Annotated in this window: 15 protein-coding genes; all 15 read left to right on the top strand. The window is 65.2% G+C overall.

All coding sequences use genetic code 11. The annotated features are described in order from the left end of the window. The 15 genes from M2339_RS05145 (at window position 1) to M2339_RS05075 (ending at window position 12,008) form a co-directional block, all read left to right on the top strand. Complete coding sequence (locus M2339_RS05145; protein ID WP_264606203.1) at window positions 1–399, top strand: CopG family transcriptional regulator; 399 nt, start codon at window positions 1–3, stop codon at window positions 397–399. A gap of 32 nt (window positions 400–431) precedes the next feature. Continuing rightward, window positions 432–1,388 (top strand): P-type conjugative transfer ATPase TrbB, encoded by a 957-nt coding sequence (gene trbB, locus M2339_RS05140; protein WP_413714718.1) that lies wholly within the window; start codon window positions 432–434, stop codon window positions 1,386–1,388. Then, entirely contained in the window at window positions 1,385–1,726 is a 342-nt protein-coding gene (locus M2339_RS05135; protein WP_264606201.1) for a TrbC/VirB2 family protein, read from the top strand. Before trbB ends, M2339_RS05135 begins: the two co-directional genes overlap by 4 nt. Continuing rightward, the gene (locus M2339_RS05130) at window positions 1,723–2,007 is read left to right on the top strand and encodes a VirB3 family type IV secretion system protein (RefSeq protein ID WP_264606200.1); all 285 of its coding nucleotides are present in this window, start codon (window positions 1,723–1,725) and stop codon (window positions 2,005–2,007) included. Before M2339_RS05135 ends, M2339_RS05130 begins: the two co-directional genes overlap by 4 nt. A gap of 10 nt (window positions 2,008–2,017) precedes the next feature. Then, window positions 2,018–4,483 (top strand): conjugal transfer protein TrbE, encoded by a 2,466-nt coding sequence (gene trbE / locus M2339_RS05125; protein WP_264606199.1) that lies wholly within the window; start codon window positions 2,018–2,020, stop codon window positions 4,481–4,483. Further along, window positions 4,483–5,235 (top strand): P-type conjugative transfer protein TrbJ, encoded by a 753-nt coding sequence (gene trbJ / locus M2339_RS05120; protein WP_264606198.1) that lies wholly within the window; start codon window positions 4,483–4,485, stop codon window positions 5,233–5,235. The genes trbE and trbJ overlap by 1 nt, the downstream gene beginning before the upstream one ends. Window positions 5,236–5,372: 137 nt before the next feature. Next, window positions 5,373–6,686 (top strand): P-type conjugative transfer protein TrbL, encoded by a 1,314-nt coding sequence (trbL, locus tag M2339_RS05115; RefSeq protein WP_264606197.1) that lies wholly within the window; start codon window positions 5,373–5,375, stop codon window positions 6,684–6,686. Window positions 6,687–6,689: 3 nt separating this feature from the next. Continuing rightward, window positions 6,690–7,511, top strand: coding sequence for a conjugal transfer protein TrbF (gene trbF / locus M2339_RS05110; protein ID WP_264606196.1), 822 nt, complete (start codon window positions 6,690–6,692; stop codon window positions 7,509–7,511). Beyond that, window positions 7,508–8,344 carry a P-type conjugative transfer protein TrbG gene (trbG, locus tag M2339_RS05105; RefSeq protein ID WP_264606195.1) on the top strand — a complete coding sequence of 279 codons (837 nt, stop codon included), beginning with the start codon at window positions 7,508–7,510 and terminating at the stop codon, window positions 8,342–8,344. Before trbF ends, trbG begins: the two co-directional genes overlap by 4 nt. Further along, window positions 8,341–9,525 (top strand): TrbI/VirB10 family protein, encoded by a 1,185-nt coding sequence (locus M2339_RS05100; RefSeq protein WP_264606194.1) that lies wholly within the window; start codon window positions 8,341–8,343, stop codon window positions 9,523–9,525. Before trbG ends, M2339_RS05100 begins: the two co-directional genes overlap by 4 nt. A gap of 1 nt (window position 9,526) precedes the next feature. After that, window positions 9,527–9,757: a DUF2274 domain-containing protein gene (locus M2339_RS05095; protein WP_264606193.1), complete on the top strand. Its 231-nt coding sequence runs from the start codon at window positions 9,527–9,529 to the stop codon at window positions 9,755–9,757. Then, complete coding sequence (locus M2339_RS05090) at window positions 9,754–9,948, top strand: helix-turn-helix domain-containing protein (protein WP_264606192.1); 195 nt, start codon at window positions 9,754–9,756, stop codon at window positions 9,946–9,948. The genes M2339_RS05095 and M2339_RS05090 overlap by 4 nt, the downstream gene beginning before the upstream one ends. A gap of 80 nt (window positions 9,949–10,028) precedes the next feature. Next, window positions 10,029–10,529, top strand: a complete 501-nt coding sequence (locus M2339_RS05085) for a GNAT family N-acetyltransferase (protein ID WP_264606191.1) — start codon at window positions 10,029–10,031, stop codon at window positions 10,527–10,529. A 19-nt stretch (window positions 10,530–10,548) separates the two neighbouring features. Continuing rightward, on the top strand, window positions 10,549–11,244 hold the full coding sequence (locus tag M2339_RS05080; RefSeq protein ID WP_264606190.1) for an AraC family transcriptional regulator: 696 nt from the start codon (window positions 10,549–10,551) through the stop codon (window positions 11,242–11,244). Then, window positions 11,244–12,008, top strand: coding sequence for a CPBP family intramembrane glutamic endopeptidase (locus M2339_RS05075; RefSeq protein ID WP_264606189.1), 765 nt, complete (start codon window positions 11,244–11,246; stop codon window positions 12,006–12,008). The genes M2339_RS05080 and M2339_RS05075 overlap by 1 nt, the downstream gene beginning before the upstream one ends. Window positions 12,009–12,038: the final 30 nt, after the last annotated feature.

Genomic DNA, 12,038 nt, shown 5'->3' with positions numbered 1-12,038 from the left:
ATGGAAAAGGTCCGCCACCAGCTATTCCTGCCCAAGCCGCTCTCAGACCGGCTGGAAGCACTCGCCGCCAAGCCCGGGGCCAGCAAGTCGGCGATCCTTGTCGATGCGGTCACCGCCTGGCTCAATCGCCGCGGTGCTTCCGAACTGGAGGACCGGTTCGCGATCAGGCTCGACCGACTGACGCAGGCGATCGGCCGAGTTGATCGCGACGCGTACGTGATCCTCGAGACGCTGGCCCTGTTCATCCGCTTCGAACTCGCGATCCAGACGCCGCTTGCTGAGAATGACCAAGCCGGCCGCGCGCTCGGCGCGAAGCGGTTCGAAGCCTTTGTGACCCAAGTCGGCAGGCAGGTCTCGACCGGGCGTCGCACGCTCGGTGCTTCGGGAGACGGCGAGTGAGCGCTGGTCTTTCCGCCGAGCGTCGCCGACGCATGCTGATCACCGCGCTCGGTGCCGACATCGCATCTGCCATGAGCGACCAGTTGGTGGTCGAGATCATGGTCAATCCCGATGGCGCGCTGCGACTTGACCGGCTCGGCGAAGGCCGCACCGATACCGAAGTTCGCATCGAACCCGAGCAGGTCGAGCGGATCATCCGGTTGGTGGCAAGCCATGCCCGCGCCGAAGTCCATGCCGAGCATCCGATCATCTCTGCCGAGCTGCCGCCACACATCGAGGGTCGGGCCGGCGAACGGTTCGAGGGCGTGTTGCCACCTGTGTCGTCCGCACCCTGCTTCTCGATCCGCAAGCCGGCGCACAAGCTGCACACCCTCGACGACTATATTGCCGACGGGCTTATGTCGGAGACACAGGCCGATGCGCTGCGTGCGGCAGTCACCCAACGCCATAACATCCTCGTCGCCGGCGGCACGAGTTCGGGCAAGACCACCCTCGCCAACGCGCTGCTTGCCGAGATGGCCTGGGTAGATGCCCGCGTCATCCTGATCGAGGACACGCGCGAGCTGCAATGCCCGCTGCCAGACACGGTGGCGCTCAGGACGCGTCCGCCGCACGTGTCGATGACCGAGCTGGTGCGATCGACCATGCGCCTGCGGCCTGATCGTATCGTGGTCGGCGAGGTTCGCGGCCCCGAGGCACTCGATATGCTCAAGGCATGGAACACCGGGCACCCCGGCGGGATCGCCACCGTCCACGCAAATAGCGCGATCGCCGCGCTCTATCGGATCGAACAGCTGGTGCAGGAGGCGGTGGTCACCGTGCCCCGCCAGCTGATCGCCGAGGCCATCGACATCGTTGTTTTCATCTCCGGACGCGGCATCGACCGCCGCGTCTCGACCATCGCACGCGTCGCCGGGCTTGATCCCGACACCAGCGCCTATGCGCTCGCCGACTTCCCAAGCTCAACATCAAGGAGACCTCAGCTATGATCCATGCCCTTACTTCACGCCTCTCCACCAACCGGCATTTGTTGATCGGCGCCGCCGTCGGCCTTGCGCTGACGCTCGCGACCCAGGTTCAGGCGGCCGGCTCCGGCATGCCGTGGGAAGAACCCCTGCAACAGGTGCTGGAGTCCGTGCAGGGTCCGGTCGCCAAGATCGTGGCGGTCATCATCATCATCGTCACCGGCCTGACGCTCGCGTTTGGCGAGACAGCGGGCGGGTTTCGGCGGCTCATCCAGATCGTGTTCGGTCTCAGCATTGCGTTCGCGGCGTCGAGCTTCTTCCTGTCCTTCTTCAGCTTCGGCGGCGGGGCGCTGATCGCATGAGCACCAGTTCGTTCGGGGGCGGCCAGCAAATCGACGGCTTCGAAGTGCCGATCCACGGCTCGCTGGGTTCGCCGCTGCTGCTCGGTGGCGCGCCGCGCGGACTTGCGATCGTCAACGGGACGCTGGCTGCCGCCGTCGGCCTCGGCCTCCAGCAATGGATAGCCGGTTTGCTGCTCTGGGCAGTCGGCCACAGCATCGCGGTGATGGCCGCTCGCCGCGACCCGAGCTTCGCGCCGGTTCTCCTGCGGCACATTCGCCAGAAGGGATATTTCGCATGCTGAGGCACTCCTCGTGATGTTCTTGGGGGAATATCGCAACCGCGCCGAACGCCTGGCCGACCATCTGCCCTGGGCGGCGCTGATCGCACCGGGCGTGGTCCTAAACAAGGACGGCAGTTTCCTCCGGGTGCTGGCCTTCCGCGGTCCCGATCTCGAGTCCGCGACCGAAGCCGAGCTGGTCGGTGCCTGCGCGCGGGCGAACAATGCGCTCAAGCGGTTCGGTAGCGGCTGGGCGCTGTTCTTCGACGCCGAGCGGCGCGAGGCACTCGCTTACCCCGACAGCGATTTTCCCGATGCGGCGAGCTGGCTGGTGGACGGCGAGCGGCAGGCGGCGTTCGAGGCCGGGGGAACGCATTTCGAGAGCCGCTATCACTTGACTCTGACCTGGCTGCCGCCGGCTGACACGACCGACCGCGCGGGACGGAGCCTCGTCGAACGTCCCGACGGAGATCGGGAGCGCGACTGGCACGGCGCGCTGGAGAGTTTCGTCGCCGAGACCGACCGCATGCTCGACCTGCTGTCGGGCTTCATGGCCGATGTCCGTCCGCTGGACGATGGCGAGACACTGACTTTCCTCCACGGCACGATCTCGGATCGCCGCCATCCAGTCGCCGCGCCCGAAACGCCGATGTATCTCGACTGGATCCTCGCCGACACGCCGCTGGTCGGCGGGCTGGAGCCGAAGCTTGGCGAACTGCACGTGCGCACGCTGACGGTGCTCGGCTTTCCGAGCCTCAGCCGACCCGGCATCCTCGACGCGCTGAACCACCAGGATTTCGGCTACCGCTGGGTCACGCGCTTCATCGCGCTCGACAAGACTCTGGCGACCAAGACGCTGACGTCGCTCCGGCGTCAGTGGTTCAACAAGCGTAAGTCGGTGGCCGCGCTGCTGCGCGAGGTGCTCTATAACTCGCCGGCGCAGCTGCTCGACAGCGATGCCGATAACAAGGTCGTCGATGCTGATCAGGCGCTCCAGGCGCTCGGGGGCGATCATGTCGCGTTCGGATACCTGACCACGACGATCACCGTTACCGATAGCAGCGGGGCGGCCGTCGAGGACAAGGTCCGCGCCGTCGAGCGGGTCGTCAACGGGCTTGGGTTCACGTGCGTCCGCGAGACCGTGAACGCGGTCGAAGCCTGGCTCTCGTCGCTGCCGGGGCATGTCTATGCCAATGTCCGGCAGCCGCTCGTCCATACGCTCAACCTTGCGCACCTGATGCCGCTGTCGTCGGTGTGGGCCGGACCGGTGCGCAACGAGCATCTCAACGGCCCACCGCTGCTGGTTGCCAAGACTGCCGGCTCGACGCCGTTCCGGCTCTCCACCCATGTCGGCGACGTCGGGCACATGATGGTCGTCGGACCGACCGGCGCCGGCAAGTCGGTGCTTCTGAGCCTGATCGCGCTCCAGTTCCGGCGCTATCCGGGCAGCCAAGTCTACATCTTTGACAAAGGCAACAGCGCGCGCGCCGCGGTGCTGGCGATGGGCGGGGCGCACCATGCGCTGGGTTCGGCGGAAGCCGACGCCGAGACGCTCGCCTTCCAGCCGCTTGCCAATATCGACGATGCCGGCGAGCGCAGCTGGGCGGCAGATTGGATCGCGGCCCTGCTGGCGCACGAGAACGTGCCCGTCACGCCGGAAGTGAAGGACGCGATCTGGACCGCACTCGGCAGCCTCGCATCTGCACCGCGCGAGGAGCGGACCATGACCGGCCTCGCACTGCTGCTCCAGTCGAACGCGCTGCGCCTGGCGCTCCAGCCCTATACGCTCGAAGGTCCGCACGGCCGGCTGCTCGACGCCGCCGAACAGCATCTGGCGCTGGACGATGTCCAGTGCTTCGAGACTGAAGCGCTGATGAGCCAGACCGGCGCGGTCGCGCCCGTGCTGACCTATCTCTTTCACCGCCTGGAGGAGCGGTTCGATGGCCGCCCGACGCTCCTCATTCTCGACGAAGCCTGGATCTTCCTAGACCATCCGCTCTTCGCCGCCCGCATCCGCGAATGGCTCAAGGTGCTGCGCAAGAAGAATGTCGCGGTGCTGTTCGCGACACAGAGCCTCGCCGACATCGCCGGTTCGGCGATTGCGCCGGCTATCATCGAAAGTTGCCCGCAGCGCATCCTGCTGCCCAATGACCGCGCGATCGAGCCGCAGGGCCATGACATCTATGCGCGGTTTGGGCTCAACGAGCGCCAGATCGAGCTGATCGCCCGCGCGACGCCCAAGCGGCATTATTACCTGCAATCCGCGCGCGGTAACCGGCTATTCGAACTGGGCCTCGGCCCGATCGCGCTGGCGCTGTGCGGGTCGTCCGACCCTGCCGCGCAGATGCGGATCGACGCCATCCTCGCCGAGGACGGCCGCAGCGGCTTTGCCGCCGACTTCCTGCGCGATGCCGGGCTCGACTGGGCCGCCGACCTCGCCGCCGACTTCTCGGCCCCAGACCTGTCCACCTCCCAAGCCCCCCAAGAAGGAGAAGAGTAATGCGTATCCCCCGTCGAAAGCACGTCATTGCGGCGGCCTTTGGCCTCGGCACCATTGGTTCGCTCGGCATGGGCCTGGCGATGTCGGCCGCGCCAGCACAAGCCCAGTTCGGCGGCGTCGTGTTCGACCCTAGCAATTACGCGCAGAACATTCTGACCGCCGCACGTACGCTCCAGAGCGTCAACCAGCAGATCCAGCAGCTTCAGAATGAAGCGCGGATGCTGGTCAACATGGCCAAGAACCTGACCCGCATCGATTTCCCGCAGCTCGATGCGCTCAAGCGCAAACTGGCCGAGATCGACCGGCTGATGGGTCGAGCCCAGGCCATCGACTTCCGGGTCGACCAGCTCGATGACAAGTTCCAGTCGCTGTTCCCGCAGGAATTCTCCTCCGCGCTGCGCACCGATGCCCGCGTCCGCGATGCCCGGGCGCGGCTCGATGCCAGCATGGGCGCGTTCCGCCAGACCATGACGGTGCAGGCGCAGGTGGTCGAGAACATCCAGACGGACGCGCAAGCGCTTGCCGACATCGTCTCCCGTAGCCAGGGCGCCGAAGGATCGCTCCAGGCCCAGCAGGCGACGAACCAGTTGCTCGCACTTACCGCCAAGCAGCAGTTCCAGCTGCAGCACATGATGGCCGCGCAGTTCCGCAGCGAGGCGGTCGAACAGGCTCGGCGCGTCACCCAGGCCGCAGAGGCCCGCGCCGCCACCAAGAAGTTCCTCGGTTCCGGATCGGCCTACACGCCTCAATAGCCCCACGGGGCGACAGGCCCGATCCGGACCAGCGATCGGCGGTTTTCCCCTCGCCACCGGTCGCCGTCGCGGGGCGCGGTTCCGCTCCCCAGCCGCGTCCCGCGACATCCTTTAGCGACAGCAGGAAGGCAGTCCCTTTGAACGACCTCAACGTCATCGACCGCTTCCTGCAGGCGTTCATCACCTACATCGACAGCGGCTTCGGGCTGCTCGGACCCGATGTCGGATTCCTGACCGCGACGCTGATTGGCATCGACATCACGCTTGCTGGCCTGTTCTGGGCGATGGGCGGCGAAGACAATATTATCGGCCGGTTTCTGCGCAAGATCCTCTATATCGGCGCGTTCGCGTTCATCTTGAACAGCTTCTCAACACTCGCCGACATCATCTTCCGCTCTTTCGCACAGGCGGGACTGACGGCGGGCGGGGGCACGCTCTCGGCCGACGACCTGCTCAAGCCCGGACGCCTTGCCGGGACCGGCTTCTCTGCAGCCTGGCCGCTGCTCGAACAGGCAAGCGAGATGGTCGGCTTCACGACCTTCTTCGACAATTTCCTGACGATCATGGTGCTGCTGTTTGCCTGGGCGCTGGTGATCGTCGCCTTCTTCATCCTCGCCGTGCAGATGTTCGTCTGCATCCTCGAGTTCAAGCTGACGAGTCTGGCAGGCTTCATCCTCGTGCCGTTCGCGCTGTGGAGCCGCACAAGCTTCCTCGCCGAGCGCGTGCTCGGCAATGTGGTCAGCTCGGGCATCAAGGTGATGGTGCTCGCCGTCATCGTCGGCATAGGCTCTAACTTCTTCACCGAGTTCACCGACGCGCTGCAGGGCCAGGAGCCGGACATCGGCCAAGCCATGAGCCTCGTCCTCGCAAGCCTGTCGCTGTTCGGCCTTGGCATCTTCGGCCCAGCGATCGCCTCGGGTCTCGTCTCCGGCGCGCCGCAACTCGGCGCTGGTGCCGCCCTCGGCGCGACGGTCGGTGCGGCTGGCGTGACGATGCTGGCGGGTGGCACGGCGGTCGGCGGGGCGCGTGCGCTCGGTGGCGCAGCGCTCGGCGCCGTCCGCTCGGGTACCGCGATGGGTTCGGCGGCATCGACCGCGTACAGCCTCAGCAAGGAGACCGCCGCCACGCCCACGGTCGGCGCTGGCCTAGGCGGCGTCGCGCGCGCTGCCGGCAACGCGGCTCGCTCTCGCATGAGCGGAGCGCTTGGCCTGCAGGATGCCGCCGCCGGTGGCCGGCAAGCGGCCTGGGATGCCCTTAACCAGAACTCTTCGTCACCTTCGTCGGGTGGACCGGGCGGTGGCAGGGAGAGTGGCAGCCCTCCCGCATGGGCACGCGCGATGCGCGACCAGCAAACCAGCCGCCATCGCCGGCAGCTCGCGATCCACACGCTCCAGCAAGGCGACCGCGGCGGCGCCTCCGCCACCCCCGACATCAAGGAAAGGAACGACTGAGCCATGTTCTTCAAGCGAAGCGTGCAGCGCTATGGGCGCACGCCACCCCCCGAGACGCCATATCAGCGTGCGGGACAATTGTGGGACGATCGAATCGGATCGGCACGGGTGCAAGCGCGCAATTGGCGGCTGATGGCGTGCGGCTGCCTCGCCCTGACTGCGGGGACGTCCGCTGGTTTGGCCTGGCAGTCGTTGCAGAGCCGGGTGACGCCGTATGTGGTCGAGGTGGATCGCTTCGGCGAGGCCCGCGCAGTGCAGGCCGCGGACGTCGAATATCGGCCGACCGACCCGCAGGTCGCGTGGCACCTCTCGCATTTCATCACGAACGTCCGCTCCGTGTCGCTCGACCCGGTGCTGATGCGCCGCGACTGGCTCGAAGCCTACGACTTCGCGACCAAGCGGGGCGCGCAGTTCCTCGGCGAATATGCGCGTTCAGCGTCGCCATTCGCCAATGTCGGCGAGCGCACCGTGTCGGTGCAAGTGACCAGCGTCGTGCGCGCATCCGACAAGAGCTTTCAAGTGAAGTGGACTGAGACGGCCTTCGAACGCGGGTCGCAATCGGGCGTCAGCCGCTGGACGGCGATCCTCACCACGGTGACGCACCCGCCGGCATCGGCCGATGTGCTGCGAAAGAATCCGCTCGGCATCTATGTCGACGCGATCGACTGGAGCCGCGAATTCGACACCGCACCCGCTGCGCCGTCCGCGACCCGGCCTGCACCGCTACCCGATCCGCCCCTTCCGCTCGGATCGCCGCTTGACCCCACCCTTGGCGACCAGGCCGATGCGCTGACCGCGTCCACCTCGAAGGAGACAAATCCATGAAGCCTGTCATGCTGCCGGCGATGGCCGCCATGGTCATCGCAAGCCCCGCGCTTGCGCAGGAACGCCCGGCGTCACCCCTCGAGACGGTGCGTTCGGCAACGCGCAGTGCCACGATCGAGCCCGCAGCAACCGGGTTCGTCAGCGGGGCGCAAGTCTATCCTTTCAGTGAGGGTACGATCGTCCAGGTCTATGCCGCGCCAGGGCTTGTTACCGACATCATGCTTCAGCCCGGCGAGAACCTCGTCGCGGTGGCAAGCGGTGACACCGCGCGCTGGGTGATCGGCGACACCACCAGCGGCTCGGGCGACGGCAAGCAGACGCATGTCCTGGTGAAGCCGTTCTCGGCGGGCTTGCTCACGAATTTGGTCATCACGACCGACAGGCGCGCCTATCACGTCCGGCTGGTCAGCACCTCGGCGACGGCCTTGTCATCGATGCGATGGACCTATCCGCAGGACGAAATGCTGGCCCTGCGGCGCAAGGCCGACGTTGCCGAAGCCGCCGCGCCGGTAGCGACGGGACTGGCGATCGAGCAGCTGCATTTCAATTATGCGATCAGTGGCGACCGACCGGCGTGGCGGCCGCTGCGCGTGTTCGACGATGGGGCCAAGACCTATGTCGAGTTTCCGGCTTCGCTTGCCAGCGGCGAGGCGCCGCCGCTGTTCGTCGTCGGCGCGGGCGGCAAGGCGGAACTGGTCAACTACCGGCTGCGCGACCGCTTCTACGTCGTCGACCGGATCTTCGATGCTGCTGAACTGCGGCTCGGTCTAAAGAAGCAGCAGATCGTCCGCATCGATCGCGTCTCCCGCACGAGGAAAGGGAGAGGCGCATGACCGATACGCTCGCCACCGACCCGCCGATCACGGCGCCGAAAGTCGATCCCGAGACGTTGAGCATCCGATCCCGTCCCGCACGCGCGATCCGCTTCCGCCGCGGCGCGATCATCGGCGCGGCAGCGCTCGGCTCAGCCAGCCTGATAGGCATCGCCTGGATGGCGTTGAAGCCGCAGGTCCTCCGGCAAATCGCGCAGGAAAACGAGCTGTCGCAGCCGATCGCGAAGCCGGCGTCGGATGCGCTGTCGGGATTGCCGGCCAGCTACGGTGATGCGCCCAAGCTCGGCCCGCCACTTCCGGGCGATCTCGGCCGACCGATCCTTCGCGCGCAGGAGCGGGCCGAACCGACCACCGCGCCCCCTGCGGTCGATACCGCGACGGCGGCGCGGCAGCAGCGGCTTGCCGATCTCAAGGCCGCGCGGGAGTCCGGGCTGATGGTCCAGATCGCAACTGGCCGGGGTACGCTGGCGCCAGGAGGGTCCGATGGCGGCGCCGCGATGCCGGACACGCGGGGCGAGAGCCCGACGTCGACGGGCACCCGCAAAGAGCAGTTCGCTTCGAAAAGAGACACAGGCGACGATCTCAATTCTGGCGGACTGGTCACGGCGGTTTCACCGAATAGCCTGCTGGCCGGCAGCGTCATCGCGGCTAGCCTCATCACAGGCCTGAGCTCCGACCTGCCGGGGATGGTGACCGCGCAAGTAACGCAGAATACGTTCGACACGGTCACAGGAAGTGTCCTTCTTGTGCCGCAGGGAACACGCCTGATCGGCAAGTACGACAGCGTGATTGCGTTTGGCCAGCGGCGGGCGCTTGTTATTTGGCAGCGGCTGATCCTGCCCAACGGCAATTCTGTCCGTCTTGATAACATGCCGGCGACCGACCCGGCGGGATATGCCGGGCTCGCCGACGCGGTCGACTTCCACACCTGGGCGCTACTGAAGGGCGTGGGTATTGCCACGCTGCTTGGGGTCGGGTCGGAGATGTCGATCTCGGGCGAGAGCGATCTCCTCCAGGCGATCCGGGAATCAGCACAATCCAATACCGCGCGTGCTGGTGACCAGATCACGCAGCGCAATCTCGACATCCAACCTACGATTACGATCCGGCCCGGTGCGCCCGTTCGCGTGCTGGTGACCCGTGACCTCATCCTGGCGCCCTGGCGCGGAAAGGAAAGCTGACATGGTCGACCTTAAGCTAGCCAAGTTGCCTGATCGCACGCCGGTCAAGCTTGCAATTACGATTACGCCCGATCTTCAGGCGGCTCTACAGGCATATGCCGCCGTCTATGCGACAGCCTACGGCGTTGAAGAGCCAATCGTCGAGTTGATCCCGGCAATGCTGTCTGCCTTCCTCGACAGCGATCGCAATTTCGCGCGCGCACGCGACGCTGGCGAGAGGAGGTCGAGATGATCGAGCGCGAATGGGAACGAAGGCTGGATCCCTTGACGGTTCGCGTAGCGACGGCCGTGCGGATCACGGGCCTCAGCCGGTCGCGCATTTATGAGTTGATCCAGTCAGGGGACCTCGAAACGGTAAAGGTCGGCAGGGCGACGTTGATCCATTTTCGCAGCCTCAAGACGCTTGTTCGCGAAAACAACTAGCTTCAACGGATTGCGCATTTACCAAGTCCGCAAGCATCTTCGCGGAATAGTCGCCGACAAGTCCAGGGAAGGAAATCGACTTGCTGCATTATGATGTCCGTCTCCTCACGCCATCACAACATGCCGCGGCCCTCGAAATCATCAATGCCGCAGCCCAACGTTATCGTGGCCGCATCCCCGACGCCAATTGGCATGAGCCCTATATGTCTGCCGACGAATTCTACCGGGAGGTCAATGCTGGCGTGATGTTTCAGGGCATCGTTATCGAAGAAAGGCTCGTTGCCGTCATGGGCATCCAGAACGTCCGGGATGTCGAACTGATACGCCACGCCTATGTGCGACCCTCGAGCCAAGGCCAAGGCCTCGGCCGCGCATTGCTCCAGCATATTTTGGCGCAAACGAACAAACCAGTGCTCGTTGGCACCTGGAAGGCCGCCATCTGGGCTATCGGCTTTTATCAAACACAAGGGTTCGAGCTCTGCTCTGAAGATGACGCGCGGCGGCTTCTCGGTGAATACTGGACCGTTTCAAAGAGCCAGGCAGAGGCATCGGTCGTTTTGCGATGGCTACAACATGGCTAGCCAGGATATGTTGCGCCCAATGAGTGCCACCTATCTCCTCCCATCGTCAGCGGTGATCGCGCGGCACATCCATGCGGATCCGTACGCGACGCTTGTCCTGAGCGGCGGCTATGAGGAAGCGGGGGATGTCGGCCGCCACCGCGTCCAAGCGGGCGACGTACTTCTCCACGGCGCGTTTAGCGCGCACCGGGACCTCACGGTTGCGGGCGCTACGATGGTCCTGGACATCCCGCTGTCTTTCGCCTCGGTACTGCCGGGCTACCGTGGCACGGTCAGCGACCCGGATTTCATCGTAAAGGTGGCGGAGCGGGATCCCCTGGAGGCGGCGACTGCCTTGTTCGAAACATTTTGCCCGACGGGCCCGGGCGAGGATGAACCCATGGACCGGCTAGGTTCAGCCCTTGCCGACGATGTGGGGATCGGCGCTTGGGCCAGAGCCAATAGTCGGGCACGCGAGGCAGTCTCACGTCATTTTCGACAGGTGTACGGTGTAGATGCGGCCCGCTTTCGTCTGGAGGCACGCGCCCGGCGTGCCTGGCACGCAATTGTGCAGACTTCCACGTCACTCGCCGAGATCGCCGTGGCTGAAGGCTTCGCCGACCAAGCGCATATGACGCGCGCGGTTCGAATGCTGACAACGGCCACGCCGGCGGCTTGGCGCGTGAGGTCACATTTATTCAATACCGTCACGAAGGATTGCGCCATCGGTCCTTGATGGCTGACACTGCTCCGACACCATTCGCTTCAATCACCGGCGTTCGCTTCAGGGTTTGGCCGGTCGCTCTGGCAGGCTTGGCGATTGAGCCTTTGCTCATGCTGGGGCGTGAACCCGCCAGATGGTTCTGGAAGCATGGTCCATCGGAATGGATAGACCGTCCTTGGATTTTCGTAGCGTTGGCATGCGTTTTCCAGTGCCTCGTCGGCCTCTCGGCGATTTTTGCGATGCGACGAATTTTGCCGGAGGCCGACGCAAACCTTCGTTGGCCCCCTGGGAGAAGCAGTGCGGGGCTGGCTTTCATGATCGGCCTCGGAATGGGGATAGTCATGCTTCTGGCCGACTACACCCCCGATCTGGTGGGCGGGACGATTCCGAATGACTACTCCATCGAACCGGTCAATGCGGTGGGCTGGATCATTGCGGTCGCTTGCGCACCGCTCGGCGAAGAAACGATTTTCCGGGGTGTACTTGTCGGTGCGTTGGCTGTCCTGGTTCCAGGGCGTGTTCGCATCGGTCGACTCGACTTGCCACTGGCTGCCTACCTCGTGGCTTTCCTTTTCGCCGTCGTGCACTGGCGAAGCTTCATTGTGTCGCCACTTCACCTGGCGATTGCGCAGCAAAGCTACGCTGTCATTTGGGGCGTCGTCTATGCGTGGCTGATGCAACGCTCGCGCAGCCTGCTCGCGCCCGCGATCGCCCATGCGACCGGCAACGCATTCGAGGTCGCCTTGGTCATAATGTGGCGCGCGCTTGTCGTCTGAGCGCGTATCTCAGGCACCGAAATCGCAGCA

This window comes from Sphingobium sp. B2D3C (assembly GCF_025961835.1).
In the GTDB taxonomy this organism is placed as follows: Bacteria; Pseudomonadota; Alphaproteobacteria; order Sphingomonadales; family Sphingomonadaceae; genus Sphingobium.
This window is presented reverse-complemented; position numbering and strand designations above follow the sequence as displayed.

What these genes read in the sequence shown, in the direction of transcription:
- M2339_RS05145 (WP_264606203.1), top strand. Translation starts at nt 1, where the DNA reads ATGGAAAAGGTCCGCCACCAGCTATTCCTGCCCAAGCCGCTCTCAGAC.
- trbB (WP_413714718.1), top strand. Translation starts at nt 432, where the DNA reads ATGCTGATCACCGCGCTCGGTGCCGACATCGCATCTGCCATGAGCGAC.
- M2339_RS05135 (WP_264606201.1), top strand. Translation starts at nt 1,385, where the DNA reads ATGATCCATGCCCTTACTTCACGCCTCTCCACCAACCGGCATTTGTTG.
- M2339_RS05130 (WP_264606200.1), top strand. Translation starts at nt 1,723, where the DNA reads ATGAGCACCAGTTCGTTCGGGGGCGGCCAGCAAATCGACGGCTTCGAA.
- trbJ (WP_264606198.1), top strand. Translation starts at nt 4,483, where the DNA reads ATGCGTATCCCCCGTCGAAAGCACGTCATTGCGGCGGCCTTTGGCCTC.
- trbF (WP_264606196.1), top strand. Translation starts at nt 6,690, where the DNA reads ATGTTCTTCAAGCGAAGCGTGCAGCGCTATGGGCGCACGCCACCCCCC.
- trbG (WP_264606195.1), top strand. Translation starts at nt 7,508, where the DNA reads ATGAAGCCTGTCATGCTGCCGGCGATGGCCGCCATGGTCATCGCAAGC.
- M2339_RS05100 (WP_264606194.1), top strand. Translation starts at nt 8,341, where the DNA reads ATGACCGATACGCTCGCCACCGACCCGCCGATCACGGCGCCGAAAGTC.
- M2339_RS05095 (WP_264606193.1), top strand. Translation starts at nt 9,527, where the DNA reads ATGGTCGACCTTAAGCTAGCCAAGTTGCCTGATCGCACGCCGGTCAAG.
- M2339_RS05090 (WP_264606192.1), top strand. Translation starts at nt 9,754, where the DNA reads ATGATCGAGCGCGAATGGGAACGAAGGCTGGATCCCTTGACGGTTCGC.
- M2339_RS05080 (WP_264606190.1), top strand. Translation starts at nt 10,549, where the DNA reads ATGAGTGCCACCTATCTCCTCCCATCGTCAGCGGTGATCGCGCGGCAC.
- M2339_RS05075 (WP_264606189.1), top strand. Translation starts at nt 11,244, where the DNA reads ATGGCTGACACTGCTCCGACACCATTCGCTTCAATCACCGGCGTTCGC.